The 25,989-nt window shown below is 70.7% G+C and carries 22 protein-coding genes and 1 pseudogene; 10 read left to right on the top strand and 13 right to left on the bottom strand.

The annotated features are described in order from the left end of the window. Positions 1 to 16: 16 nt before the first annotated feature. Both ACIBKY_RS46530 and ACIBKY_RS46525 read left to right on the top strand, forming a co-directional pair. Positions 17 to 1,282: an amidohydrolase family protein gene (locus ACIBKY_RS46530; RefSeq protein WP_397107618.1), complete on the top strand. Its 1,266-nt coding sequence runs from the start codon at positions 17 to 19 to the stop codon at positions 1,280 to 1,282. Continuing rightward, positions 1,279 to 2,133, top strand: a complete 855-nt coding sequence (locus ACIBKY_RS46525) for an alpha/beta hydrolase (RefSeq protein ID WP_397107616.1) — start codon at positions 1,279 to 1,281, stop codon at positions 2,131 to 2,133. Before ACIBKY_RS46530 ends, ACIBKY_RS46525 begins: the two co-directional genes overlap by 4 nt. Before the next feature lie 138 nt (positions 2,134 to 2,271). Here the strand turns inward: ACIBKY_RS46525 and ACIBKY_RS46520 are convergent, their stop codons facing one another. The 3 genes from ACIBKY_RS46520 to ACIBKY_RS46510 all read right to left on the bottom strand — a co-directional run bounded on the left by ACIBKY_RS46520 (position 2,272) and on the right by ACIBKY_RS46510 (position 5,361). After that, the gene (locus ACIBKY_RS46520; RefSeq protein ID WP_397107614.1) at positions 2,272 to 4,206 is read right to left on the bottom strand and encodes a hypothetical protein; all 1,935 of its coding nucleotides are present in this window, start codon (positions 4,204 to 4,206) and stop codon (positions 2,272 to 2,274) included. A 313-nt stretch (positions 4,207 to 4,519) separates the two neighbouring features. Further along, the gene (locus ACIBKY_RS46515) at positions 4,520 to 5,065 is read right to left on the bottom strand and encodes a pyridoxamine 5'-phosphate oxidase family protein (protein WP_397107612.1); all 546 of its coding nucleotides are present in this window, start codon (positions 5,063 to 5,065) and stop codon (positions 4,520 to 4,522) included. A gap of 125 nt (positions 5,066 to 5,190) precedes the next feature. Beyond that, positions 5,191 to 5,361: a hypothetical protein gene (locus tag ACIBKY_RS46510; protein WP_397107610.1), complete on the bottom strand. Its 171-nt coding sequence runs from the start codon at positions 5,359 to 5,361 to the stop codon at positions 5,191 to 5,193. A 102-nt stretch (positions 5,362 to 5,463) separates the two neighbouring features. On the opposite strand from ACIBKY_RS46510, the gene ACIBKY_RS46505 reads away from it, so the two are divergent. Next, positions 5,464 to 5,868, top strand: coding sequence for a hypothetical protein (locus ACIBKY_RS46505; protein ID WP_397107608.1), 405 nt, complete (start codon positions 5,464 to 5,466; stop codon positions 5,866 to 5,868). A gap of 51 nt (positions 5,869 to 5,919) precedes the next feature. On the opposite strand, the gene ACIBKY_RS46500 is transcribed toward ACIBKY_RS46505, so the two are convergent. From ACIBKY_RS46500 to ACIBKY_RS46490, 3 genes are all read right to left on the bottom strand, one after another. Beyond that, entirely contained in the window at positions 5,920 to 6,957 is a 1,038-nt protein-coding gene (locus tag ACIBKY_RS46500) for a DUF418 domain-containing protein (protein WP_397107606.1), read from the bottom strand. 104 nt (positions 6,958 to 7,061) lie between these two features. After that, positions 7,062 to 7,307 carry a response regulator transcription factor gene (locus ACIBKY_RS46495; protein WP_397107604.1) on the bottom strand — a complete coding sequence of 82 codons (246 nt, stop codon included), beginning with the start codon at positions 7,305 to 7,307 and terminating at the stop codon, positions 7,062 to 7,064. A gap of 97 nt (positions 7,308 to 7,404) precedes the next feature. Continuing rightward, on the bottom strand, positions 7,405 to 8,808 hold the full coding sequence (locus tag ACIBKY_RS46490; protein WP_397107602.1) for a pyridoxal phosphate-dependent decarboxylase family protein: 1,404 nt from the start codon (positions 8,806 to 8,808) through the stop codon (positions 7,405 to 7,407). Positions 8,809 to 8,937: 129 nt separating this feature from the next. Here ACIBKY_RS46490 and ACIBKY_RS46485 point away from each other — a divergent pair, with 129 nt between their 5' ends. Both ACIBKY_RS46485 and ACIBKY_RS46480 read left to right on the top strand, forming a co-directional pair. Continuing rightward, entirely contained in the window at positions 8,938 to 9,396 is a 459-nt protein-coding gene (locus tag ACIBKY_RS46485) for an Lrp/AsnC family transcriptional regulator (protein WP_397107600.1), read from the top strand. A gap of 351 nt (positions 9,397 to 9,747) precedes the next feature. Next, a complete protein-coding gene (locus tag ACIBKY_RS46480; RefSeq protein WP_397107598.1) occupies positions 9,748 to 10,221 on the top strand; it encodes a hypothetical protein in 474 nt (157 codons plus the stop codon). A 112-nt stretch (positions 10,222 to 10,333) separates the two neighbouring features. Here ACIBKY_RS46480 and ACIBKY_RS46475 read toward each other — a convergent pair whose 3' ends face one another. The 6 genes and pseudogenes from ACIBKY_RS46475 to ACIBKY_RS46450 all read right to left on the bottom strand — a co-directional run bounded on the left by ACIBKY_RS46475 (position 10,334) and on the right by ACIBKY_RS46450 (position 17,041). Further along, positions 10,334 to 12,370, bottom strand: a complete 2,037-nt coding sequence (locus tag ACIBKY_RS46475) for a heavy metal translocating P-type ATPase (RefSeq protein ID WP_397107596.1) — start codon at positions 12,368 to 12,370, stop codon at positions 10,334 to 10,336. Then, the gene (locus tag ACIBKY_RS46470; RefSeq protein ID WP_397107594.1) at positions 12,363 to 12,740 is read right to left on the bottom strand and encodes an ArsR/SmtB family transcription factor; all 378 of its coding nucleotides are present in this window, start codon (positions 12,738 to 12,740) and stop codon (positions 12,363 to 12,365) included. The genes ACIBKY_RS46475 and ACIBKY_RS46470 overlap by 8 nt, the downstream gene beginning before the upstream one ends. Before the next feature lie 44 nt (positions 12,741 to 12,784). Further along, positions 12,785 to 13,933 (bottom strand): MFS transporter, encoded by a 1,149-nt coding sequence (locus ACIBKY_RS46465; protein WP_397107592.1) that lies wholly within the window; start codon positions 13,931 to 13,933, stop codon positions 12,785 to 12,787. 26 nt (positions 13,934 to 13,959) lie between these two features. Beyond that, positions 13,960 to 14,526 (bottom strand): Chromate resistance protein ChrB, encoded by a 567-nt coding sequence (locus ACIBKY_RS46460; protein ID WP_397107590.1) that lies wholly within the window; start codon positions 14,524 to 14,526, stop codon positions 13,960 to 13,962. Between the two features lie 118 nt (positions 14,527 to 14,644). Continuing rightward, positions 14,645 to 16,122 (bottom strand): annotated as a pseudogene (locus ACIBKY_RS46455) (MFS transporter). 37 nt (positions 16,123 to 16,159) lie between these two features. Continuing rightward, positions 16,160 to 17,041, bottom strand: coding sequence for an NAD(P)-dependent oxidoreductase (locus ACIBKY_RS46450; RefSeq protein WP_397107588.1), 882 nt, complete (start codon positions 17,039 to 17,041; stop codon positions 16,160 to 16,162). Between the two features lie 91 nt (positions 17,042 to 17,132). Between ACIBKY_RS46450 and ACIBKY_RS46445 the strand changes: the two genes are divergently transcribed. After that, positions 17,133 to 20,207 carry a BTAD domain-containing putative transcriptional regulator gene (locus ACIBKY_RS46445; protein WP_397107586.1) on the top strand — a complete coding sequence of 1,025 codons (3,075 nt, stop codon included), beginning with the start codon at positions 17,133 to 17,135 and terminating at the stop codon, positions 20,205 to 20,207. A gap of 275 nt (positions 20,208 to 20,482) precedes the next feature. Here the strand turns inward: ACIBKY_RS46445 and ACIBKY_RS46440 are convergent, their stop codons facing one another. Beyond that, positions 20,483 to 21,577 carry an ROK family protein gene (locus ACIBKY_RS46440; RefSeq protein ID WP_397107584.1) on the bottom strand — a complete coding sequence of 365 codons (1,095 nt, stop codon included), beginning with the start codon at positions 21,575 to 21,577 and terminating at the stop codon, positions 20,483 to 20,485. 93 nt (positions 21,578 to 21,670) lie between these two features. Between ACIBKY_RS46440 and ACIBKY_RS46435 the strand changes: the two genes are divergently transcribed. Genes ACIBKY_RS46435 through ACIBKY_RS46420 form a run of 4 tightly spaced genes read left to right on the top strand, consistent with a single transcriptional unit; the run spans position 21,671 to position 25,961 of the window. After that, a complete protein-coding gene (locus ACIBKY_RS46435) occupies positions 21,671 to 22,963 on the top strand; it encodes an ABC transporter substrate-binding protein (RefSeq protein ID WP_397107582.1) in 1,293 nt (430 codons plus the stop codon). After that, positions 22,964 to 23,857, top strand: coding sequence for a carbohydrate ABC transporter permease (locus ACIBKY_RS46430; protein WP_397107580.1), 894 nt, complete (start codon positions 22,964 to 22,966; stop codon positions 23,855 to 23,857). Then, on the top strand, positions 23,854 to 24,663 hold the full coding sequence (locus ACIBKY_RS46425; RefSeq protein ID WP_397107578.1) for a carbohydrate ABC transporter permease: 810 nt from the start codon (positions 23,854 to 23,856) through the stop codon (positions 24,661 to 24,663). The genes ACIBKY_RS46430 and ACIBKY_RS46425 overlap by 4 nt, the downstream gene beginning before the upstream one ends. After that, the gene (locus ACIBKY_RS46420) at positions 24,660 to 25,961 is read left to right on the top strand and encodes a Gfo/Idh/MocA family protein (RefSeq protein WP_397107576.1); all 1,302 of its coding nucleotides are present in this window, start codon (positions 24,660 to 24,662) and stop codon (positions 25,959 to 25,961) included. The genes ACIBKY_RS46425 and ACIBKY_RS46420 overlap by 4 nt, the downstream gene beginning before the upstream one ends. The last annotated feature ends 28 nt before the right edge of the window (positions 25,962 to 25,989 follow it).

Here is a 25,989-nt window from a genome sequence, read left to right as displayed (position 1 = left end):
CCGTGTCGCTCCCCACATGGTCGCAGCCGGCTCGCGACGGCGGAGGGAACGACTCGTGGAACGGTTTCAGGTGGTCGGCGCGGCGGTCGCCGACGGGTCGGGGCGCGACCCCGTCGATGCCGACGTCACCGTCGAAGACGGGCGTATCACCCGGCTTGGCACCTCCGGCGCACCCGGCGAGCACCTCGATGCCGGGGGGCTGACCATGACGCCCGGCCTGATTGACGCTCACGTTCACCTGGGCCTGTCGAGCCCGATCCAGCCGCAGTTCTCGTTTCAGATCAGTGCCGCCGAGATCGCGGCCGACATCTTCGCCACGGCCGGCGCGACGCTCGATGCCGGATTCACCACCGTTCGCGACACCGGCGGGATCGACGGCGGCGTCGTCACCACGATCGCCAAGGGCAAGGTCAGGGGACCGCGCGTCCTGTCGTGCGGGCCGGTGCAGTGCCAGACCGGCGGGCACGGCTACTACGGAGCCGCATGGGAACCCACCGAGCTGTGGAGCAGCCATCACGTTCCCGGCCTGTGCGCCCTGTCCATGATGTCGGGCAACGCGGACGAGCTGCGAGGCAACGTGCGCGAGGCCTTCCGTCGCGGAGCCTCCTTCCTGAAGCTCTGTGTGACCGGCGGAGTGGTCGGCGCTCTCGACCGGCTGACCGACACCCAGTTCACCGTGGAAGAGATCGCCGTCGCCGTTCAGGAAGCCGCGGCGCGGGGCACCTATGTAACGGTTCACGCCCACAACAACGATGGCATTCGGAACGCGGTCGAGGCCGGGGCGCGCTGTGTCGAGCACGGCACCGACCTCGATGAGTCCACGGCCACCCTGATGGCCACGCGCGGGGTCGCCCTGGTGCCCACGTTCGCCGTCGTCGAGCGGTTGCTGCGTGACCCCGCCGAAGCCGGCCTCGGCGAGTCGGCCCGCGATCGGGTGATGGGCGTTCGTGAGCGGATGACGCGGGCGCTTGCCATCGCCAGGGCGGCCGGAGTGCGGATCGGGCTGGGTTCCGATCTCATCGGTCCGGCTCAGGGCCGTCGAGGCGAAGAGCTCAGGTTGCGCGCGGAGCTCGAGACACCGATGGAAGCCCTCGTGGCGGCCACGAAGACCAACGCCGAGATCCTCGGCCTGTCCGGCCAGGTGGGGGTCATCGCTCCCGGCATGCGGGCGGACCTCGTGCTCTGGAACGGCAACCCGCTCGACGATCCGAAACTCTTCGCCGACCCCGCCAACGCCATCGTCGTCGTCCAGTCCGGACGCGTAGTGAAGGACCTGCGATGAGCGCCATGTGGCAGGGCTGCCTCGCCGACACCGACTACTTCGAGCTGCGTTCCGGCGGCGGGCACGACTACGGCGTCTGGGTCACCACGCCACCGCGCTACGACCCCGCCACCATGCGGGCGCCTGTCGTGTACGTGCTCGACGGCAACTGGGCCGTGGGCATGACGGCTCCGCTCATCGTCACCCAGATGGACCCCATGCAACAGATCCAGCCCTACATCCAGGTCAGCGTCGGCTACGCACGCGAACAAGCACAGCACTGGGCACGGCTGCGCAACAGAGACCTCGTGCCACCCGGCGAGCCCATCGCCAAGGAGTTCATCGATGCCGTGGAGATGGGACTTCAGGCGGGCGCGATGACCCGCGAGGAAGCCGACGCCTACCTCGCCGAACTCCGTGACACCCGCGCCGACGCGTTCCTGGACTTTTTGACCGAGGAACTGCACCCACGGATCGAGCGCGAGTACGGCACGGCCACGAGCGGTCACGGCCTCTACGGCTACTCCTACGGCGGACTCTTCAGTCTCTACGCCTGGCTCACCGGCAGCACGCTCTTCGAGAGCGTCGGAGCCGGCAGCCCCGGCGTCGCCAGCGCGGACAGTCAGGTCTTCGCCCAGCTCAAAGAGATGGGTGACAGCCCGCATGCCACCAAGCTTCACGTGACCTTCAACGACCGGGAGCTTCTCGGAGACCTGGCCATCTACCAAAGCATCACGAGGAACACGGCCACCCTCCTTCACCGCCTCACCTCCCGCGGCGGAGCCGTAACCAGTGCGATTCTGCACGAAACTCACGTGACCGGCCTGCAGGCCTCGTTCCTCAGCTACCTCAGGACCTGCCGTGCCCGGTGAACGCGAACGCCGCGTCCCGGGCTCGATCGTAGGGAGGTGAGGGAACTCGGCCGGCAGGCAGTCCCGATCGGAGTGCCGCCTCACCACTCTCGCGGTCTCCGCCCCCGCCTCGCCGTCCTTTCCTCGCCCGGGTGCGCGTCAGCCGTGCGGGTCCGGGATCGTCACGGGCGGGCAGCGCGGGTCGAGTCGCACCTTGGCCAGATCCCGGCCGACGATCGTCCAGGCGTTGAACGAGCCAGGCTCGAACTGCAACTGCGGATTGGTGTGCCACTCGTCGCCCAGCCCGGTTGCCAGCAGCTTGGGCTGCGGCCCGAGCTCGTAGGCGTTGCCGCCGCCGAAGAAGGTGGAGGTGAACACCCGGCCTCTGTGGACGTACAGCTCTCCGTGACCCGAAAGCAGGCCCTGGTGCTTGATGGTCCCGGTGGCGGGGTCAAGTGCGATCCAGGCGCCGAGCACACGTTTGTAGACCGCGTACAGCAGCCCGTCGTGCACCTTGAGGTCCTGGAAGGTGCGGTGGTCCGGCAGGGGATCGATCTGCCACAGCACCGTGCGCCGCCGCAGGTCGAAGGCGGCGATCGAGGCCGTCGCCCTGGTCGGCGGGGTGCCGCCTCCGCCGAGCACGTCGCCGCCGAGGTAGACGACGCCGCGCGCGGCGTCGACGCTCAGACTCATCAGGCTCTGGTCGGGGATGACGTCCGGGTAGACGTCCAGCTTCCCGGTATCGGGGTCGAGCACCGTCAGGGCGCCGCTCAGCTTCGCGCCGGTCGGCGCGGACGCCACCAGGATGGTGTCGGTGACGGGGTCGTGCTCGATGTCCCAGGGGCGGGACTGGCCATGGCCGATGTAGCCGTGGCCGCGCACCTCGTCGGTGCGCACGTCGATGGAGATGATCTGTCCGCTTGGATACAGGGCGGCGTAGATCTTGTCGCCCCGCCGTACCATGGCCTTCGGCTCGCCCACCACGCGGATTCTGCGCTGCTTTCCTGTCCGCAGGTCACGCACCTCCACGGCGAAGTGGCCGCCGATGTACAGCGCCCGGTTCGGCACCAGCAGCATGCTCTGGGTGCGCTCGGGACCCGCCGGGAAGCCCGCGTCGATGAGGTCGACGAACTCGGAGGTCCCGCTCGGCAGGTCGAGCCACCACATGCCGCCGCTGCCGGCGAAGCCGATGAGCTGCTGCCCGTTCAGCCGCAGCGCCCGGGTCTCCTCGCCCGGGGAGGGTGGGTCGGCGACCTTGACCACCGCGTCCTGCCCGGTGCGGTAGCGGTAGACGGCGCCGTCGGGGCGTGAGGTGAGGTAGACCGTGCCGTCAGGGGCGGCCTCGAAGGCGTCGATGATGCCCACTCCGGCTTCGAACTGCCGGCGGTCGGTGCCGTCCTTGCGCACGTCGATCAGCGTGCTCCCGCTGGCCGCCAGTACCCGCTCGCCGTACAGCGCCACCGTTCCGACGGCCGCGGGCCCCTGGGCGAGTTCCCTGACCGCGCCGCTGACCCGGTCGACGGCCAGGAGCTTGCTCTTTTCCAGCAGGCCGGCGTAGGCCGTGGTGTCGTCGACGGCGACGGCCCTGACATAGTGCTCGCCCTGGGCCAGCACGCCGTACCTGCGGACCGCGCCGGTCGAGGGAACGTACTCCCAGAGCCGGCCGTCGGAGGAGGTGCCGAGATAGAGGGTGCCGTCCGGCGCGGCCGCCATGCTCCAGACGAAGCCGCCGTTCGCGCCGAAGGAGCGCAGGTGCGTCACGTGGCCCGTGGCCAGGTCGTAGCTGTACAGGTCGGGCACGGGATAGGTGCCGATGTACAGCTTGCCGTCGGCGACCGCGGTGGCCCAGCCGCCTTCCGGCTCGCCCGCCGCGGGGCCGTCCGGCAGGGTGGCCATGCGTGTTGTCTTGCGGGTGGCCAGGTCGATCTCGGCCACGACCGGAGGCTTCGGCCCGCGGGAGACCACGTAGGCGTGACCGTCGTGGACCGTGGCACCGACGATCGCGCCGGTGACGGAGGCCGGGCCGTACGTGGTGACCGCCTGGGTGCCGCAGCCCGGCGCGGAGCTCGCGTGGGCGGAGACGGGGACCAACACAACGGTCAGGACCATAAGTAAGGCTGCACAGAGTCGCAGCACAGCAGACCTCCAGGCTGTCCATTCATGTTCAATTATGGTCTGGACCGTAATCTTTCGCGCGCGACACGTCAATACGGTGGACGGTCCCGGCTGGCTCGCGCGCGGCCGAACGGGCGGGGATCGGCGCTCCCGCGCGTCGGCCGCCGGTCCGGACGGGCACCCATCGGCCGGTCTTCAGGGCGGGCGACGGCACGACCCAGATGAGCCAGGCGGGCACGCCGGCGGCCGTTCCCGGCAGTCTCCGGCCACGGGTGGCCGGAGGTTTCACCCGCTAGAAGGTGTAGCGGGTGTGGCTGAACACCTGGCTGTCGTGCCCGAAGCCGTACGCCGTGCCGGGCTTCACCGCGAACAGCAGGTCCTTGCCCTCGCGGATGCTGTCGCCGAAGCCGTAGAAGGTTCCCTCCGGCGAGGTGACGTGGTCCCCGTACTGCGCCTCGAACGCGGCGATGACCTCGTCCTGCCTCGCCGGATTCGTCACCCGCTCCGCCGTGCCCTCGATCACGATGTCGAGGCCTTCGGACAGCGAGTTGTGCCCGGTGGTGAGTGCGCAGTGGGCGTTGCCGGCCAGGTTCTTCGCCTTCTGCTCGCCCGGCCCGGTGCTGAAGTGCAGCGCCCCGTCGTGCCAGGCGGCGATGAGGGGCGTGACGTGCAGCCGGCCGTCCGGCCGGACCGTGGTGATCCAGAAGATCTCGGCGGCCCGCAACCGTTGCTGGACGTGCTCCCAGTCGGTGGCGGTGACGTTCTCCGCGCCAGGGCGCGGGTTCAGCGCGGAGCTGTAGCGGGCGTCGAGCTCGGTCTTGGGCTGTTTCGGTGTCATACGGAACTCCCTTCCCCTTCTTGCCACGAAGGCTACGCAAGCCCGGCTTCAAGCCCGCTTCCGCCAAAGCTCAATGAGCTGGTTTCATCCACATGTGTCGGATTGGCCGGCCATGTCGCGGAAGGCTACGCGGCCCAGGCCGGAACACGCCGCACCTCCTCCTGCTGCCGTTCCAGGTCGGCCGGCCACTTGCGCGGAGAGCACACCACGACGAAGAGGAACCCGGTCAGCCCTGTGAGCGAGCCGGCCCACCACTTCTTAAATTCGCCGATGATGCCCACGGTGAAGACCGGCACTACGCACACGCTTCTCGTCGTTCGCGACCGATAACAAATCAAAAGCAACGCCCGCTACCGTTGCCCATGTCATGCATCCCCCATCCAACGAGAAGGATCGCCATGAAGAAAGGCATGATCACATCGGCCGTGGCCGCGGCCACATTGGCGGCGCTTGCGGCTCTCCCCATCCAGGCCGCACACGCGGACACCATGACCTGCTCGATCGCACCTCTGGCCCAAGGGTGCGACACCGGAAAGCTCACCGCGTTCAACAACGTGATCTGGACAGAAGTCCGCAACTGCTACGTCACCGGAATTGGCTCTTCGGTGAGCTGGAAACTCATCGATTCCGGAAACGGAAATACGGTAGCCAGCGGAACCGTGCCATGGGGTAAGCAGTTTCAAAAGACGACGACAGGGCTCTATTCCAAATACTACCTCCGGCTATACAACGGAAATCCGGGCGCACGCGGCAGAATGCTCAACACCAATCCGAGCTGGGGCGGAGGGTGGAGCAACTGTTAGACGGGGATGAAGCCTCCTCGTACCGGTTGCCCGATCCGCACGGGACCACCATCAGCTGTTGGGGGCGGGGCGGCGGGCCCAGGTGGCCCAGCGCCAGAGCCACTCGACGGGTCCCTGGCGGTAGCGGCGCAGCCAGAGGGTCGACAGCAGCCACTGGGCCGCCAGGATGGCGCCGGCGGTCCAGTACGCCGCCGTCAAGGACTGGCCGATCGGCAGGCCGAGGAGATGGCCGGCCGCCAGTACCAGGAGTGTGGCGCTCAGGTAGTTGGTCAGTGCCATCCGGCCCAGGGGCTCGAAGACGTACCGCAACACCGGTCGCAGGGGCGTCGCGAACAGGACCAGCAGACCGCACACGTACACGCCGACGAGCAGCAGATCGGCGAGGCTGGACGTGGCGGGCAGGTACGCCGCGACCCCCGCGGCACGCAGGCCGGCCTGGGCCCACAGGGCGGCGGCCAGCCCCGCGGCGAAGACCAGGCCCAGCAGGAGCGGCCCTCGGACCGACCGCCCGATCTGATCGATCACGCGGTAGCGGACCAGCGCCGAGCCCAGCAGGAACAGTCCCGCGATCAGCAGGGGTCCGCCGCCGCCGAAGATCAGTGCCGCCGGGATGAGCGCGGCGGACAGGCCCGCGACGGCCCAGCGCGGCAGCCAGATCGAGGGCACCAGCACCAGGATGCCGACGACGGCGTAGTCGGTCAGGATTTCGCCGGGCCACAGCAGCATGTGCGCGAGGCCGATCGCGAGCAGCGCCCCCAGCCTGCGCAGCATGACCAGGGGTGGTCGGGCGGCGCGGCTCGCGGCGGAGTCCAGCAGCAGCGCGAACCCGATGCCGAACAGCAGCGAGAAGATCGGCAGCCCGAGCCAGGGGTCCCACTCCCCCATCGGCTGCGCCAAGACGGCTGAGCCGCCGGTGGCCATGAGCTGGATGTTGGCGAGCAGGATCTCACAGAGCGCGAACCCGCGCAGGACGTCGAGCGCGGATATGCGCGGCCGTCCGGGGCCCGCCTCTCCGCCGCCCGGATGAGGGAGCAGGGGTACGCCGGGGGCGCCGGCGTCCGGTCCCGGAACGTGATCTTCATTGGACATGGGCCTCATCCTGCGGATGGGACCCCGGTGCGGGGTATCGGTCACAAGTCGGGTACGGCGGTGCGCACCCGTACTTTAGGCCAGTCCAGCGTTCCGTCCGTTGATCAGCCCATCACACCTGATTCCCACGCCCACGCGGCGACTCCCACCCGATTCCTGGCACCGAGTTCGGCGAAGATGCTGGCCACGTGAGTCTTGACGGTCGGCAACGATACGAACAGCTCCGCGGCCACCTCCTGGTTGGCGCAGCCTCCGGCCACCAGGCGCACCACCTCCAGCTCACGCTCGCTCAGCGGCTCGTTCGCCTCCAGCGCCACGGCCGGCCGAGGCTGGGTCAGGTGCCGCAACATGCCGTCGCCCGGAGATGATGGCGAGCGCTCCTGGTGCCGGTCTGCCCGCCCCGGCCTGGCCCCAGCCCCGCGACCTGCGGCACGATCTCCCCGCTGGTCAGCGGAGACGATTGACTATGAGGTCGATGTCCGCGTGTGTGGTGCGGTAGTTGGTGACGCAGGCGCGTATGCCGGTTCGTCCGCCGAGTGAGGCCGGGCCGAGCAGTGCGGTTCCCTCGTTGGCAAGGGTGGTCAGGATCGCGGTGTGGTCGGCGTCGGTGGCGTTCTTGATCTGGAAGCAGACGGCGGTGAGCGGTACCGGTGCCATGAGCCGCAGGTTCGGTTCGGCTTGGATGCGTTCGGCCAGGTACTGGGCGAGGGTGAGGGTGTGGTCGATCGCGTTCCGGAACGCTTCGACTCCGAAGGTCCGCAGCGCGCTCCAGACCTTGAGCGCCTTGAAGCCACGCGACAGTTGCGGCCCGTAGTTCATGTAGTCGGGCATGAGGGGGTCGTCGTTGACGGTCAGGTACGAGGAGGCGAAGGCATAGGTCGCGCGTAGCTTCTCGCGATCGCGGACGATCAGGCAACCGGCTTCCAGCGGCGCGAAGAGCAGCTTGTGCGGGTCGAGCGCGATGGAGTCCGCGCGGGCGCAGGCCGTGAACTCGGCACGCTTACGGTCGCTCAGGACGAACAACGCGCCGTACGCGCCGTCGATGTGGAACCACAGGCGCTCGTCGCGGCACACGTCGGCGATCGCGTCGAGGGGATCGATGGATCCGCTGGTGACGGTACCGGCGGTGGCCACCACGCAGAAGGGTTCCAGACCGGCGGCGCGGTCGGCCCGGATGGTCTCTCCCAGCGCGTCGACCCGCATCCGGTAGTCGCCGTCGGCCGGAATCCGGCGAACGTTGTCCAGGCCGAGTCCGAGGATCACCGCGGCCTTCTCCACGCACCGGTGGGCCTCTTCTGAGGTGTAGACGACGAGCGCTGATCGCGCGTCCTGCAGACCGCTCCGGCGGAAGCCGGGACGCCGGTCGTTGAGGGCGGTGGTCAGGGCATTGAGGGTTGCGATGGAACCACCGCTGGTGAGGATTCCGCCGGCCGTGTCGTCGTAGCCGAACAGGCCGGCGAGCCACCTGACCACCGACCGTTCGACGACACTCGCCGCCGGGGAGAGCTGCCAGAAGTTGCAGTTCTGGTTGAGGGCGGCCGCGATCGCCTCGGCGTAGGGGGCGATTCCGTTCGGCGGCCCCTGGACGTACGCGAGGAACCGGGGGTGCGCCACGGCCGTGGAGTTCGGCAGGATCTTGTCGCTGATGTCCCCGAAGAGCCGCTCGACGCCGATCCCCTTGTCCGGGAACGGTTCCTGGAGCAGGGCGGTGAGGACGTTCCGGTCGATGTCCGGGACGATGCGCGGCAGGTCCGGGAGGGAGCGTTCGTAGTCGTCGAGGAACGCGGCCAGGAGCCGGCCGGCCAGCTTGCGATCCTCTTCGTCCAGGGTCAGCAGTGGTGTCTGTGTCATGGGCACAGGGCATCCTTCTGATCTCACGAGCGTGCGTGGTGGGCACCTACGTGGACAAAGTAGCCAAATCGGGCTGGCATCCGGTGCCAAACATTGCTCTGTTCTGGGCGCGGGTTAGCATCACATGCCATGGATCGAGTGGATAGAGCAATTCTTGCGCACCTGATGAAGGACGGCCGGCTCGCCAACACGGAGCTGGCCGATCTCGTGGGCCTGTCCCCCTCGCCGTGCCTGCGCCGGGTCCGCAACCTCGAGAACAGCGGCGTCATCATGGGCTACCACGCCGCGGTCGCCCCGGCCGCGATCGGCCGCGGCTTCCAGGTGCTGCTGCAGGTGGAGATGGCGCTGCAGGACCGCGCGACGATCGAGGCGTTCGAGGCCGGGATCGCCCGGATCGACGAGGTCGTGGAGTGCCGTCGCATGTTCGGCCAGCCTGACTACCTGATCTGGATCGCCACCGCCGACCTTGACGCATACGAGCGGTTGTACATGGACAAGATCACCAACCTGGCGGGTGTCGCCCGGACGAACTCGCAGTTCACCATGAAGACGGTCAAGACCTCCGCCGGCCTCGGATCCGTCCGGTGATCGGTTCCGGGGCGGCTCCGGTGTTGTTGTCGTGGCCACCGGCGCCTACCCACCTTGGTCATGCGCACCAGGTGCTCGCTGAAGCCGGCCATACGGCTCGGCGTGCCGGTCGACCTGGTGCGGGCACTGTCCCTGCCGATGCCTTCCCTGGTGATCTGCGAACTGCCCGGCCTCCCCTGCGGCTCGCCGTACCGGCCGAAGAGCGGCGCTTCAAGACGGACGCCGTCGTCTACGGCGTCCACGAACTCCCGGTCGCCTGGTGAGCACCGCCTGGCACGTTTTCATGAGCATCGTCCAATATGCCCCTCGCCCGTTCGTCTTCTGGATGTGAGCCTTCATGAAGGGGCAGCCATGTCCTCAGCAGACCCGCCGCAAGCACGTGACCTCCCGCAGCGGCGAGCCGACACCCTTGACCGTCTGAGCGGCGGATTCCACATGTGGCTGGCCACCGGGAGCGATGGCCACGGGGCGCACCTGATCCCCGTCGCCTACGTCTGGAACGGCTCGGCCCTGACCACCGCGACCTTCCGCCGCAGTCGCACGGTCGCCAACCTGCGGACACGACCGACGGCGCGGTTGGCGATCGGGGACACCGCCGACGTCGTGCTGATCGATGCCTGCTCGATCCTGCTCGACGTACCCACCATCGACGTCGCCTCGGCCGAGGCGTACGCGCGGGTATCGTCGGACCCGCGCAAAACCCCGGACATGTTCCTGTACATCCGCCTCGTCCCCAAGCGGGTACTCGCATGGAATTCGCTGGCGGAGTTCGGCGGCCGTACTCTCATGATCAACGGCTCCTGGCTTGATGCCCCCGTTGACTGAGGCTGAGTGATCTCCCCCGTAGCCGCCGGTCCGATCAGCGGTGAAGGGTCACGGCCGGCCGGGAGCTGGTCGTGCCCGCCGAAGCGTTCCCCGCGGCATCTGGTGAAGACCGTCAGCGCACCCCGTCGTTCGAGGTGCCGGCGATCTGCGCGGCACCGGTTGTGGTGGCCGCGATGGGCAGGAGCGTCCTGCCGCTTGCCGGAGCACCGGCCGCTTGCGGGGCCGGGTTGGGCCGGGTGTGGTCGGCGGCGCGCCGTGCGGGATGCCGGGGCAGGCGGGTACGGCGTCCGGCGCGGATGCCGTTGCCGATGACCAGGACCTCGGCCAGCTCGTGGGCGGCCACGACGGTGGCCAGGCCGAGGACGCCGGTGGCGGCCAGCGGCACCAGCGCGACCAGGATGCCGCCGGACATGAGCAGGTTCTGGGTGAAGATGCCACGGGCCGCGCGGGTGTGGGCGATGGCATCGGGCAGACGCCGCAGGTCCTCGCCCATGAGCGCGACGTCGGCGGCCTCGATGGCCACGTCGCTGCCCATGACGCCCATGGCGATCCCGGCGTCGGCGGTGGCCAGGGCGGGGGCGTCGTTGATGCCGTCGCCGACCATGGCGACGGGGCCGCGGGCCTTGAGCTCGGTGACGATGCGGGCCTTGTCGGCCGGGAGGAGTTCGGCGCGTACGTCGGTGAGGCCCGCCTGGGCGGCGATGGCGGCGGCGGTGCGGGCGTTGTCGCCGGTGAGCATGACGACCTCGATGCCCTGCCGCCGCAGCATGGCGACGGCCTCGGCCGCCTCCGGGCGGAGCTCGTCTCGTACGGCTACCGCGCCGAGCAGGACCTCGTCGTGTTCGACCAGGACCACGGTGGCGCCCGCGTCCTGAAGCCGGGCCACGTCGGCGGCGAGCGGGCCGGGGTCGAGATAGCCGGGCCTGCCCAGGCGGGCGGGGTGACCGCCGACGCTGCCCAGCAGGCCGTTGCCCGGCACCGCCTCGACTCCATCGGCCGCCTCGGGGCCGGGCCGGGCGGCCAGGATGGCGGCGGCCAGCGGGTGCTCGCTGCGCGCCTCCAGAGCGGCGGCGACGGCCAGGACCTGCTCGCGGTCGGCGCCGGGCGCGGCGACGACGTCGATCACCGTGGGCTGGTTGCGGGTCAGGGTGCCGGTCTTGTCCAGTGCGACGATCTTGACCTTGCCCAGCGCTTCGACGGCGGCCCCGCCCTTGATCAGGACGCCCGCCTTGGAGGCGGCGCCGATGGCGGCGACGACGGCGACCGGGACCGACAGCGCGAACGCGCACGGCGCGGCGGCCACGAGCACGACCAGGGCGCGTTCGATCCAGACGTCGGGGTCGCCGAGCAGGCTGCCCGCGGCGGCGATCAGCGCGGCCAGGACGAGGACACCGGGCACCAGGGGGCGGGCGAAACGTTCGGCCAGGCGCTGGCTGGCGCCCTTGCGCTCCTGGGCTTCGTGGACGATGTGGACCAGGCGGGCCAGTGAGTTGCCGGCAGCCGTGGCGGTGACGGTGATCTCCAGGGCTCCGGCGCCGTTGACCGTTCCGGCGAACACCTCGGCGCCGGGGCCTACCTCGGTGGGCACCGACTCGCCGGTGACCACGGAGGTGTCGAGCGCGCTGCGGCCGGAGGTGACGACGCCGTCGGTGGCCAGCTTCTCGCCGGGCCGTACCACCAGCACGTCTCCCACGCGCAGCTCGGCCGGGGCGACGTCGGCCTCGGCCCCGCCACGCAGCACGCGGGCGGTGGGCGGCACCAGGTCGAGCAGGGCGCGCAGGCCGTGCCGGGTCCTGGCGACGGCGTAGCCCTCCAGCCCTTCGGCGACGGCGAACAGGAAGGCGAGCGTGGCGGCTTCGCCGTACTCGCCCAGAAGAACGGCGCCGGTGGCGGCGACGGTCATCAGCAGGCCGACGCCGAGGCGGCCCTTGATCAGGGCGCGCAGGGTCGCGGGGACGAAGGTGGCCGCGCCGGTCAGCAGGGCCGCCCACTGCAGCGCCGTGGTGGCGACGAACAGCGAGGCCAGCAGCAGCACCCCCGAGGCGGCGGCCATCTGGAGCTCGCGCACCTGCCAGATCGCGGCGGGAGGAGCCTGCTCGGCCTCGGGGGCCACGGCGGGCGCGCCGGGGGTGCAGCACGCGTCAGACATGGGGCTCCTCGTAGTCGCCGGGCTCGCAGTGCTCGCCCTCGGGGGCGGCGGCGCCCTGATCGACCAGCAGGACGAGGGAGGCCAGCTCGGCCAGGGCGTGGGCCAGCTTGGGGTCGGCGAGCTCGTAGCGCACCCGGCGGCCCACCGCCGTCGTGCGGACCAGCCCGCAGCCGCGCAGGCAGGCGAGGTGGTTGGAGACGTTGCCGCGGGTCATGGCGAGCTTGTCGGCCAGGTCGGCGGGGAACGCCGGTGCCTGCAGGAGCTCCAGGAGCAGGCGCCGCCGGTTCTCGTCGGCCAGCGCGGTGCCCACGCGGGCCAGCGCTTCGACGTTCACGGCTACGGCGAGGGCCCGGGGGTTGGTCGTTTCCACACGCTCGACAATACAGCGGTGACTGAATCAATCCAAGAGTTGATTCAGTCACCGCTGTATTCAGAGGCTCTGCCGACCGCTCTGATCACCAGGAGCGGGATGAGGGCGAGCACGAGGGCCAGGACGGCGTAGCCGTACGACAGCCCGGCGACAACCGCGACGGAGGCGACGAGCAGGGGCCCGGCGGCATCGCCGAGTTCGCGGCCGAGCTCGGCCGCGCCCATGGTCTGGCCGAGCCGCTCGGGCGGGGTGCTCGCGGCGAGGGCGGCGAAGCCGAGCGGGGTGATCAGCCCGGTGCCGCAGCCGATGAGCGCGGCGGCCGCCAGAACCCCGACGAGGCCGGGGACCATCGCGGCCAGCAGGCCCAGTGCCGCGAGCAGGAGTCCCGCCCCGAGCCCGGTACGGGTGGTCAGGCGCCCGGCGTCCAGGGCGCGTCCGGCCCAGGGCTGCACGAGCGCGGCGGTCGCGGCCAGTACGGAGACGGCGGCGCCCGTGGCCACCGGGCCCAGCCCCACCGCGGCGCCGGAGACGGGCAGGAACCCCACGCCGACCGACAGGGCGGCGGTGGCGCCGGCCAGCGCGGCCGTCGGGGCGAGGAAGGCGCGGTCGGTCAGGCGGCGAACCAGGTCGGCGACGGTCTGCCGCGCCTTGGGCAGTGGCGGCACCGCGGGTACGGCCAGCGCCGCCCAGATGGCGACCACGGCGGCGCACACCGCCATCGCCGCGAACAACAGCCGCAGCCCGCCCGCCCACACCAGCACCCCGCCCAGGAGCGGGCCGAGGGTGTAGCCGATGGACTTGTAGAAGCCGTAGCTACCGAACGCGCGCCCGTGCTTGGCGGCCGGGTTGAGCCGGGCCACCAGGGCGGAGGCCGACGGGGAGAACGCCGAGGCGGCGGCGCCCTGGCCCAGGCGGGCCGCCCACAGCCAGCCGGGACTGTCGGCGAGCACGTACAGCCCGGACGCGGCGGCGAAGGCGATCAGGCCGCCGAGCAGGACGGGCTTGGCGCCGACGCGGTCGGCGAGCGTGCCGAAGACCGGTTTGAGCACGACCTCGGCTCCGTCGTACAGCGCGAGCAGGCCGCCCAGCACGAGCAGGGAGGTGACGGCGTCCTCGGAGGCGCCGCCGAGGCTGGCCGCGACGCCATGCGCGCCGAAGGCGGTGGTGAACCCGGCCGCGTACAGCGGCCACATGGCCCTCCTGGGGGCGAGAGCGTTCATCAGGCGCCCTGGCCGCGGCCGTCGTGCAGGGCGGCGAAGACCCGCTCGGCGTAGTCCTCGCACGCGGCGGCGCAGACCTTGAGTCGCTCCCCCGCCTGGGCCGCTTCCGGTGTGCCGAATACGTCGCGAGCCGTCAGGTCCCGGTGCCAGCGCCGCAGCCGTTCCAGGCTCTGCTCTTCCTCTTCGAGTTCGGCCAGGGTGAACTTGCCGATCCGGATCTCCTTGGCGATCTCGGCCTCGAACTTGGCGCAGTCGGCCAGGAACTCGGCCCAGTCCTCGGACCGGGCCTGGGTGAACAGCGCGCGCAGCCGGGCCGCGTCGGCGGGGCCGCGGCCGTCGGCCCGCAGGCTGATGGCCTCGCCCTCGGCCCGTTCTGTCAGCTCCAGGACCCGGCCGATTCCTTCGGTGAAAGCCGGAACGTCGGGCACGGCCCACAGTCCCTGGCTGAGCGAGAGCGCACCGATTTTACGCAGCTCGCGCCAGATCGCGACGCGGTGTTTGGACGGCTGAGCGGGCACTTTGACCACGAGCACGAGCCAGCGCAGCTGAGGTCCGGCAGTTGTCACAAACGTGAATGTAGCAGCCGTTACATCAAGGATGTGCTCGGATGCACGATCCTGGAGGACGGCGCGGTCGAGGTGAACGACTTCGCCCAGGCCGGCGTGCCCGGGATGTTCGCGGCCTTCATCGAACGCCCGCCCGGCGCAGGGCGAGCACGGCGAACAGGGCGACCGCCGCGGTGAGGACGGCAGCGGCGGTGGCGGCGAGGTTGAGGCCGCCGGTGAACGCCTCTCGCGCGGTGAGCAGCAGCCGGTCGTCGGCGCCCGCCGCGACCGCTCCGGCGAGGGTGTCGCGGACGGCGCCGGGCGCGTGGCCGGGGATCTGGGCGCGGTAGGCGGAGGTGCCGAGGCTCCCGAGGATCGCGACTCCGAGGGCGACGCCCAGTTCGGTGCTGGTCTCGCCGAGCGCCGAGGCGGCCCCGGCCTTCTCCGGCGGCGCGGAGCCCACGACCAGGTCGGTGCCGAGGGCGGTGGTCGGGCCGGTGCCGACGTACACCAGGACGAACCCGGCGACCAGCAGTGGCAGTCCCACCTCGGCGTTCACCTGGGTCAGCAGTGCGAAACCGAGAGCGGATACCGCGAGCGCGGCGCCGATGACGGTGGCGGGCCGGACGCGGCGGGCGATGATCGGGGCGGCCATGGACGAGATGACGAGCGCGGCGGCGGCGGGGAGCAGCCACAGTCCTGCCAGCAAGGGCGACAGGCCTTGAACCAGCTGGAGGTACTGGGTGACGAACAGGTAGATGCCGCCGACCATTCCGGTGCTGACCAGCAGGCTCACCAGCGCTCCCGAGAAGGCCCGGTTGCCGAACAGGCTCATGTCCAGCAGCGGGTGGGCCAGGCGGCGCTGCCGCCGTACGAACAGAATCCCGGCGGCGATCCCCACGGCGAGCGAGAGCAGCGGCACCGGCCCCAGGCCGTGCTTGGGCAGTTCCTTGATGCCGTAGGTGACCGGAAGCATGGTGGCCAGCGACAGTGCCACGCTGGCGAGGTCCGGGCGCCCGGCCTTGGTGTCGCGAAACTCCGGAAGCAGGAACGGCCCGGCCGCCAGCAGCAGGGCCATGACCGGCACGCCCAGCAGGAACACCGACCCCCACCAGAAGTGCTCCAGGAGCACGCCGCCGGCGACGGGGCCGATGGCGATGCCCGCGGAGAACATCGTCGCCCAGATTCCGATGGCCAGCCCGCGCTGGCGGGCGTCCCGGAACATGTTGCTGATGAGCGACAGCGTGGAGGGCATCAGCGTCGCCCCCGCGATCCCCAGCAGCGTCCTGGCGGCGATCAGGGTTTCCGGGAGGCGGCGTAGGCGGCGACCACCGAGGCGGCGCCGAACGCGGCGGCGCCGATCAGCAGCAGCCGGCGGCGGCCGATCCGGTCGCCCAGCGTGCCCATCGTCACCAGGAATCCGGCGATCATGAAGCCGTAGATGTCGATGATCCACAGCGTCTGGGTGCTGCTGGGGCGCAGGCCGGCGGTGAGTTCCGGCACGGCCAGGTGCAACACGGTGATGTCGAGGGAGAGCAGGAGAGTGGGCAGGGCCAGGATGGCCAGCCCGACCCACTCCTTCAGTCCGGCGCGGGGGCGGGTGTCGGTGGCGTTCATGAAAGACAGGGCTCCAAGCTCGGTCGCGCGGGTGCCGTCAGGGGCGGGTGTTCAGGTAGTGGAGGGTGAGGCGGGCGATGTGGCAGGCGCCGTGGCCCGCGTCGATGACGCCCTGGGCGACGGGACGGACGGCCCCGAGCGGCCCGGGGTCCATGCCGCGGCTCTCGGCGGCGTGGATGATGTGGTCCATCGTGGTCACGTTCGAGGCGATGCTGGAGATCTCGGCGGGGAACTCGCGGCGGGCGAGCAGGCCGGCCATCTCGGTGACGGATTCGGGCAGGAGGCCGATGATGCCCTGGGCGAACGGCGCGAAGTCCGCCGCGTCGATGCCCTCGGCCTCGGCCATGGCGAAGGCGTGTGCGAGACCCGACATCGAGGTCCAGAAGATGTTGAGCAGGGCCAGGTCGAAGCCCGCGGCGCGGCCGGGGTCGGTGCCGAGGTGGGTGTGCGAGCCGCCGAGCGCGGCCAGGGTCTCGGCGTGCGCCAGGTAGGTCTCCTCGGAGCCGCTGTAGAGCAGAACGGCCGAGGGCGTGCCGATGGTGAAGGTGGGCGACATGATCGCTCCGTCGACGTAGTCGATGCCGTGCTCCGCGGCCCAGGCGGCGGCGGTGCGGGAGCGGGCGGGCGTGTCGGCCGTGAGGTTGACCAGTGTGCGGCCCTTCAGCGTGCCGGCGATCGGCAGGAGGATCGCGTCGGAGGCGTCGTAGTCGAGCACGCAGACGATCACCAGCGGGCTGGCGGCGGCCGCCTCGGCGGCGGACGCGGCCAGGACGGCCCCCTGCGCGAGGAGCCCGTCGGCCTTGGCCGCTGTGCGGTTCCAGACCGTGGTGGGGTGGCCGGCGTTCACGAAGGCGGCCGCGAGGGCGTGCCCCATCGGGCCGAGGCCGACAACGGTGACAGGGGTCTTGTGCGCGGTCATGTCGTTTCCTTTCGTCGTTCGGTGGCTCCACGGTGCCCGGGGGCGCCGTCGGTCGGCTGTCGGTGTGCTGTCGGCCGGTTAAGCTGCGGCTATGCGTTTCGGGGTGCTTGGTCCGCTCACGGTGCGGACGAAGGACGAGCGGCTCGTCCAGGTCCCCGAGGCGAAGGTCCGCGCGCTCCTGGCGGATCTTCTCGTCCATCGCGGCCGTCCGGTGCCCGCCGACCGGCTCATCGACGACCTGTGGGGCGAGCGGCTCCCGGCCAATCCGGCCGGGGCGCTGCAGATGAAGGTGTCGCGGCTGCGGCGCGCGCTGGGAGGCGCGGATTCCGTCACGTTCGGCCCCTCCGGATATCTGCTGCGGGTCCAGGCCGGAGAGGTGGACGCGGACCGGTTCCAGGCGCGGGTGACCCGCTCGCGCGGGCTGACGGACGCCGAGGAGCGGGCACGCGAACTGGACGACGCGCTCGGGCTCTGGCGGGGGCCGGCGTTCGCCGGTTTCGAGGATGAGCGGTTCGCGCTTCCGGAGATCCGGCGCTTGGATGAGCTGCGGCTGGCCGCTTTCGAGGATCTGGCCGAGGTACGGCTTTCGCTGGGTGAGCACGAATGGGCGGCGGGCGAACTGGCCGGCCTGGTCGCGGCCCACCCGCTGCGGGAACGGCTCCGCGCCGCCCACATCCGCGCCCTGTACGGCTCGGGCCGGCAGAGCGAAGCCCTGGAGAGCTACGAGGACGTGCGCGGGCGGCTCCGCGACGAACTGGGCGTCGACCCGGGCCCCGGACTCCAAGCCGTGCACACGGCCGTCCTCCGGCAGGACCCCGCCTTGCGTACGACGCGGACCGAGCCCGCGGCACGGGGCAACCTCCCGGCCACGCTCACCGGGCTGATCGGCAGGCAGGACGCGGTCACGCAGCTCGGCGGCCTGCTGAGCACCGGGCGGATGGTGACGCTCACCGGACCGGGCGGGGTGGGCAAGACCCGGCTGGCGATCGAGGCGGCCGGGTCGCGCGCCGCGCGTTTCCCCGGCGGCGTGTGGCTGGTCGAGCTGGCCGGCCTGCCGCCGGGGTGCGGGCGCGAGGACCTCGCCGACGCGGTGGCGACGGCCGTCGGCGTACGGCAAGGCTCCGCCGGACCCGAGTCCGGCCTCGGCCGGCTGGGGGCCGCGCTGCGCGGCAGGCGGCTGCTGCTCGTGCTGGACAACTGCGAACACGTCGTGGAGGCCGCCGCCGACGTGGCCGCGACCTTGTTGCGGGCGGCACTGGACCTGCACGTGCTCGCGACCAGTCAGGAACGGCTCGCGACCGCCGGTGAGCTGCTGTGGAGCGTTCCGCCCCTCGACGGCGACGCCGCGGTACGGCTGTTCGCCGAGCGTGCGGCGGCGGCCGAACCGGAGTTCGTGTTGTCCGGGGAGAACCGGGCGTCGGTGGAGTCGATCTGCCGCCGGCTGGACGGAATCCCGCTCGCGCTCGAACTGGCCGCCACCCGGGTCCGGTCGATGGACGTGGCCGAACTCGCCGAGCGCCTGGACGACCGGTTCCGCCTGCTGTCCTCCGGCAGGCGGGACGCCCCCGCGCGGCAGCGGACGCTCCTGGCGATGATCGAGTGGAGCTGGGAGCCGCTGGCCGCGTCCGAACGGGTGGTGTTGCGCCGGTTGGCGGCGCACACCGACGGCTGCACGCTTCACGCGGCCGAGGTGTTGTGCGCCGGTGCGGGCGTGGACTCCGCCGACGTCCTGGATCTGCTGGGACGGCTGGTGGACCGTTCGCTCGTCGTGCACCGGAACGGGCGCTACCGCCTGCTGGAGTCGGTCGCCGCCTACTGCGTCGAGCAGATGGGCCGCATCGGCGAACTGGACCGGATGCGGGACCGCCACCTGGCCTACTACCTCGGCTTCGCGGAACGCGCCGACCTCCGAGGCCACGACCAGCGGGCCTGGCTGAGGAAGCTGGACGCCGAGTCGGGCAACCTGCGGGCCGCACTGCAGCACGCGGGCGGTTCAAGGGACGGCCTGCGCCTGGTGAACGCCCTCGCCTGGTACTGGTTTCTGCGTGGGCGCCTCGGCGAGGTGCGGCGTTCACCGGCCCTCATGGTCTCCCACGATCGCGACGATCCGGTCGCGATCGAGGCGGCGGCCTGGCGGACCGGCATCGGGATGCTGCTCGGCGACGACGGCGACCCCGGCGAACGCGGCCGCAAGGTGCTCGAACGGCTCGACGCCAACGGAGTGCGGGCTCAGCGGGCGAAGTGGTTCCTGGCGTTCGCGCAGTTCGGCCACGGAGATCAGGAATCTCTGGGGGAACGGCTGCGCGAGGCGCTGGCGGAGTCCCGCGCGGAGGGCGACCGCTGGGGCATGGCGGCGGCACTGGTCACGCTGGCCTCGCACGCGCTACTCCGCGGCGACATCCCCGCCGCCCAGCGGGCCGGGACGCGGAGTCTCGCGCTGTTCGAGGAGGCCGGGGATCGCTGGGGGCAACTGCGCGGCGCCGCCGTGCTGGGCGATCTGGCCGAGGTCGCCGGCGACTACACGCGGTCCGCGCGGCTGCGCAGGAGCGGGCTGCGCATCGCCGAAGAGCTCGGGCTCTGGCCGGAGGTCTCCTTCCAGCTGGCGACCCTGGGCCGCCTCGCACTGCTGACCGGAGATCTCGACGAGGCCAACGACCTGCACGAACGAGCGCGCAGGATCGCGGCCGAGCATTCCAGCACCCACGAGGAGCAGTTCGCCGAGACGGGCCTGGCCCTCATCGCACGGCGGCAGGGCCGGCTCGACGACGCCGAACGGCACCTGCGCCGCTGGCTCGAATGGAACCGCAGCCGGGAGGGCGAGCCGGGCATCGCGCTGATCCTCGCCGAGCTCGGGTTCGTAGCGGAACTGCGCGGCGACGCCGAGGCCGCACTCGCCCTGCACCTCGAAGGGGAGACCTCCGCGCGGGCCACCGGCGATCCCCGGTCGATCGCGCTCGCGCTGGAGGGACTGGCCGGCGCCCACGCTCTCGGAGGACGGCATGAACAAGCCGCCGTCCTGCTGGGGACGGCGGCCGCGCTCCGCACGTCGGTGGGCGCGCCCCTCCCTCCGGCCGAACGAGGCGACGTCGACCGCATCACCGCCACCCTGCGCTCGGCGCTGGGAGACCGGGCCTTCACCGCGGCCTTCGACACCGGGCGCGGTTAGTTCCCCGGCGCGGCCGTTTCGGCTCCTGTCCTCGACCGGCGTCGGCCAGGATCGGACCTGGTTCCTCGGCGCTCTCGACCAGGCCCTCACCACGCGGTGAGCCGAGGCGGCGGGGACCCGGCCGCCTGCCCCGCCTCGTGAGCTCGGCGAGACTTCGAGGGCGAGCACCCCACGCCCGCCGGTCACCTGCGGCCCCACGCCCCACGCCCGCCGGTCACGTGCGGCTCCACGCCCCACGCCGGCCGGTCGTCTGCGGCTCCACCAGGAAAGAACGATTAGCCCTCGGTGACGCTGAACAGCTCGGATTCCACCTGGTCCAGCGCCAGCCGTACCGCACCCAGAGCGACCGATTCCGCGCCCAGGATCGAGGTCTCCACCTGCACCGGGAACAGGCACAGCCGGGCCAGCTCTGCTCGCAGCGGGGCGGCGAGCAGGTCGCCCGCCTGGGAGAGGCCGCCGCCGATGACCACGAGCTGGGGGTCGACGGTGAGCACGGTGGCGGCGACACCGGTGGCGAGGTCGGCCACGAAACCCGCCACGATCGCCTCGGCCTCGGGGTCGCCGTGCCGGACGGCGGCGAACAGGCGTTCCGGGCCGTAGGAGCGGACCCGGTCGAGCGCGCCGTACCAGCCGACCGCGCGCAGCACGCCGATCTCGCCCGCGCTGCCGTGGTGACCGAGGTGGAGCTTGCCGCCGAGGATGAGCCCGACGGAGATGCTGCGGCCCACCAGCAAATAGATCACCTCGCCGGCCGACCGCGCCGCGCCGCGCCAATGCTCGGCGAGGGTGGCCAGCTTGGTGTCGTTGCCGACGAGCACGGGGTACGGCCGGCCCGCGCCCAGTTCGCCGGCGAGATCGAGGCCCTGCCAGTCGGGGAGCCGGTCGCTGATCACCACCTTGCCCTCGGAGATCACGCCGGTCGTGCCGACGCCGAGCGCGCGCAGGTTGTGGCCGCGGGTGGCCCGCTCTATGACCTCACGCGTGGCGGCCAGCCGGTCGGCCGCGCTCATCGCGGGATCGACCTCCGCCCTGGCGTTGCCGACGATGTCGCCGCGCAGGTCGGTGACGAGGCAGAGCACCTTGTGCGGGCCGATGTCGACTCCGGCCAGGTATCCGGCCTCCGTGCGGAAGCGGTAGCGCTTGGCCGGACGGCCGACGGAGCGGGGCGTGCCGGGATCGGAGCGGACCTCCTCGGCCAGGCCCTGTTGCCCGAGGTCGGAGACGATCTCCTCGACGGTCGGCCTGGAGAGCCGGCTGGCCCGCACCAGCTCGGTGAGCGTGAGCTCGCCGGCGCCGTGTAGCGCCCGCAGCACCGAGACCACGTTGAGGCGGCGCAGCAGTGCCGGGTCACCACCCGACAACTCGACCATGAGCCTCCCCCTTGCCAACGAGTGGACGCAATGCTAAACCAGTGGCTAATTATTAAACAACCTACGGTTTAATAACTCTGCAGGAGCACCCCCATGAAGAAGGCACTCTGCCTCGGCGCGCTGGCCGTCAGCGCGCTGGCCGCCTGCGCGCCCGCGGGTGGCGGCAACAGCACCGGCGGCGCCACGGAGCCGGCGGCTGCCGGGAAGAAGGAGATCTCCTTCCTGGTCTTCGAGACGCCCAACCTCACCCCGCAGTACTGGGACGAGGCCATCAAGCGCGTCACCGACAAGCACCCGGACATCGTGGTGAAGAAGATCGTCGCGCCGAGCGCCGGTGAGCGGAATGCCTACGCCAAGCAGTTGCTGGCCTCGGGCCAGTTGCCGGACGTCATGCAGGCCATCGCACCCGCCGGCTTCGCCGAGAGCGGCAACCTCTACGCCTGGACGCCCGAGGAGCTGACGGCCTACGACTACCCGCGGTCCAACCCGCTGGGCGGCAAGATCTACCAGCTGCCGTACAACTCCCAGCCGACGCCGCTGGTCTACTACAACAAGAAGCTGTTCGCCGACGCCGGGATCACCGCACCGCCCAGGACATACGCCGAACTGCTCGACGTCAGCGCCAAGCTGAAGGGCAAGGGCATCAACCCGTTCGTGGTCGGCGGCGGCGGCAAGGACGCGTTCGCGGCCGGCTACATGTGGATCGCGCTGGTCGGCTCCGACGTCTACAGCCGGCAGCCCGACTTCCTGGTCAAACGGCGCGCGGGCGAGGTCACGTTCGGCGACCCGGCCTTCGTCAAGGCCACCCAGAAGATGGCCGACCTGGTGGCGAAGGGCTACATCGACAAGGCCGGCCTCTCGCGTGACTACCCGTCGACGGAGAAGGCCTTCCTCGACGGCAAGGGGGCGATGTACCCGATGGGCTCGTGGTTCGCCGCCTCCGCCGACGCCGGCAAGCCGCCGTTCGAGGTGGGTGTCTTCGCCTGGCCGACCGACGGCGGCGAGGTCGTCGTGCCCTCCTACACCGGTGGCGGCCCGATCGTGAACTCCAAGTCCAAGAACCTCGATGCGGCCAGGACCTTCGCGCTGCAGTTCAACCAGAACGCCGCCAACAACGACGTGCTGGTCAAGACCGACGCCGCCATCATCGCGATCAAGGGCTACCGGCCGCCGGCGATGGGCCCGGTCTACAACGCCACGCTGGAGGTGTTCAAGTCGGGCAAGGTGGTCAACGCCTTCACCGTCGAGACCGGTGACGACGCCCTCCTGCCCGGTGTCGGCGACAAGGTCTTCGCCATCGCGCAGGAGATCATCGCGGGTAAGACCAACGGCGCGCAGGCCGCCAAGCTCCTCGACGAGGAGTGGGTCAAGGCCGGCGGTCAGTAGATGTTTCTCGCCAGGAAGGCGCGGGGCCGCGTCCGCAAGCGGGCAGGACTGAGTTACCCGCTCGTCTTCGCCGCTCCCGGGCTGGTGGTCTACGCCTGCTTCGTGTTGGCGCCGATCATGCTGAGCTTCGGCTACAGCATGACCAACGCCGACCTGTTCCACACCGACTCGTCGTTCGTCGGGGCCGGCAACTACCTGACCCTGCTGAGTGACAGCGGATTCCTGCAGTCGCTTCAGGTCACCACGATCCTGACGCTGATCATCGTCATCCTGCCCAACGTGGGCGGGGTGGCGGTGGCTGTCCTGCTGGACCGCGAGGGCTGGCTCTACAACGCGCTGCGCAGTGTGTTCTTCGTCCCGGTCGTGCTCAGCTCGGTCGTGGTCAGCGTGGTGTGGATGGCCATGCTGCAGGACGAAGGGCTGATCAACCGGCTGCTCGGCGCCCGGATCGGCTGGCTGTCCGACCCGGACCTGGCGCTGTACTCGATCGGGTTCGTGATCTCCTGGCAGATGCTCGGCTTCTGCTCGGTGGTCTACCTGGCCGGGCTGCAGAGCGTGCCGGAGTCGCTGCTGGAGGCGGCGCAGATCGACGGGGCGGGCCCGTGGTTGCGCTTCCGGAAGGTCACCTGGCCGATGCTGGCCCCGGCGCTGACGCTCAACACCGTCATGCTGCTGATCACCGGTTTCAAGGCCTACGACCACGTGCAGGTGCTCACCGCCGGCGGCCCCGGCCTGGGCACCACGTCCACGCTGGCCTTCAACGTCATCCAGATCGGCTTCAACGAGAACCGCACCGGACTGTCGTCGGCGCTGGCGATCGTCATGCTCGTCATCGTCGCCGTGGTCTCGTCGCTGGTGTTGCGCTTCCTCAAGCGCAGGGAGGTGGATCTGTGACGCGCAAGCTCTTCGCGATCGCCATCACCAGTGCCTTCTTCCTGCCGCTCTATCTGGTGGTCACCAACGTCTTCAAGCACGGGCCGGAGATCACCGCCAACCCGGCGGGTCTGCCCATCCCGCCTACGCCGGACAACCTCACGCAGGCGCTCACCCGCCCCGACCGGCTGTTCTGGAACGGGCTGATCAACAGCGTCACGATCACGCTGATGTCGATCGTCGTACTGACGGTCGTCTCGGCCATGCTCGGCCACTACGTCGCCCGCACCCGGAGCCGCTTCGGCCGCATCGCTTTGCTGGTGCTGCTGGCCGGGCTGATGATCCCGCCGCAGGTCATCCTGGTACCGGTCACCCAGGTGCTGGGAGTGACCGGGCTGATGGGCACGATCAGCGGGATGGTGCTGTTCAACGTCGGCTACTACGTGCCCTTCGGCGTCTTCGTCTTCTCCGGCTTCATCCGGTCGATCCCGATCGAGCTGGAGGAGGCGGCGGCGATCGACGGCTCAGGCCGGTTCGGCACCTTCTGGCGGGTCGTCTTCCCGCTGCTGCGCCCGGCGACCGCCAGCGTGCTGATCTTCCTGGGCGTCTGGATCTGGAACGACTTCCTGAACCCGCTGATCATCCTGGGCCCGCAGGGCGGCACCACCGTCACCGTCGGCGTATACCGCTCTCTCGGGCAGTTCCAACGAGACTTCGGCGGGATGTTCGGCCTGATGTTCATGGCGACACTGCCGATCCTCCTCTTCTACCTCACGCTGCAAAAGCACTTCGTCAAAGGCCTCACCGGAGGAGCCGTCAAGGGATGACCACCGCGATCTCGACCCACGCGAACCTGCGTGGGCACCTCGGCGTGCCGTTGAACCGGCCGCTCACCCTCGCCGTCGTCGGCGCCGGCGCCCGTGGCGCCGCCTACGCCGAGCTCGCCGCGCAGTGGCCCGACCGGGTCGAGATCGTGGCGGTCGCCGAGCCCCGCGCACACCTGCGGGAGCGCTTCGCCCTACGGCACGGCCTGCCCCGCGAGAACCTCTTCGACGACTGGCGGGAGATGGCCCGGCGTGGCCGGATCGCCGACGCGGTGATCGTCGCCACGCTGGACGCGGATCACCTGGAGCCCACCACGGCCTTCGCCGAGCAGGGCTACGACATCCTGCTGGAGAAGCCGATCGCGCCCACGGAGGCGGAGTCGGTGGCCATCGGTGAGGCCGCCGCGCGCACCGGCGCGAGCGTCACGGTCTGCCACGTGATGCGCTACACGCCCTACACCCGCCAGGTGAAGGAACTGCTGCCGGAGATCGGGGAGATCGTCAGCATCGAGCACCTGGAGCCGATCGGCGCCTACCACTTCGCCCACTCCTTCGTACGCGGCAACTGGCGGCGCTCCGACGAGGCGACCTTCGCGCTGCTGGCCAAGTCCTGCCACGACATCGACTGGCTCGCCTACCTCGTGGGCAAGCCGGTGTCGCGCGTCTCCTCCTTCGGAGGGCTGTTCCACTTCCGCCCGGCGAGCCGGCCCGCCGAGGCGGCCGATCGCTGCCTCGACTGCCCGCTCCGGGACACCTGCGCCTACTCCGCGACCGCGCTCTACCGCGACGGGCTGCGCAAGGGTGGCACCAAGCGGTACTTCACCCGGGTGATGACCGCCGGGGTACTCACCGAGGAGGCCGTCACCGAGGCGCTGCGCACCGGCCCGTACGGCCGCTGCGTCTACGCCTGCGACAACGACGTGGCCGACCACCAGGTGGTCAACCTGGAGATCGAGGGCGGGGCCACCGTCTCCTTCACGATGACGGCGTTCACGCCCTTGGAGAACCGGCACACCAAGGTCTTCGGCACGGCCGGCCAACTCACCGGCGACGGCCGTTTTATCCATATTTATGACTTCAAATCCGAACGGACGACCACGATCGACACCTCCCTTGACGGCTCCAGCGCCGCCGAGGGCCACGCGGGCGGCGACGAGAACCTCACCAGGTCCTTCGTCGACGCCCTCCACCAGGGCCGCCCCGAGCTCATCCTCTCCGACATCGAGACCAGCGTCGGCAGCCACCGCGTCGTCTTCGCCGCCGAACGCGCCCGTCTGACCGGCACGGTCGTCTCCCTCTGAACGCGCGGGCCCGGCCGGCCGAACCCCC

Source organism: Nonomuraea sp. NPDC050394 (assembly GCF_044459065.1).
Taxonomy (GTDB): Bacteria; Actinomycetota; Actinomycetes; order Streptosporangiales; family Streptosporangiaceae; genus Nonomuraea.
Note: the sequence above shows the minus strand (reverse complement) of the source record. Positions and strands in the feature narration are given on the sequence as shown.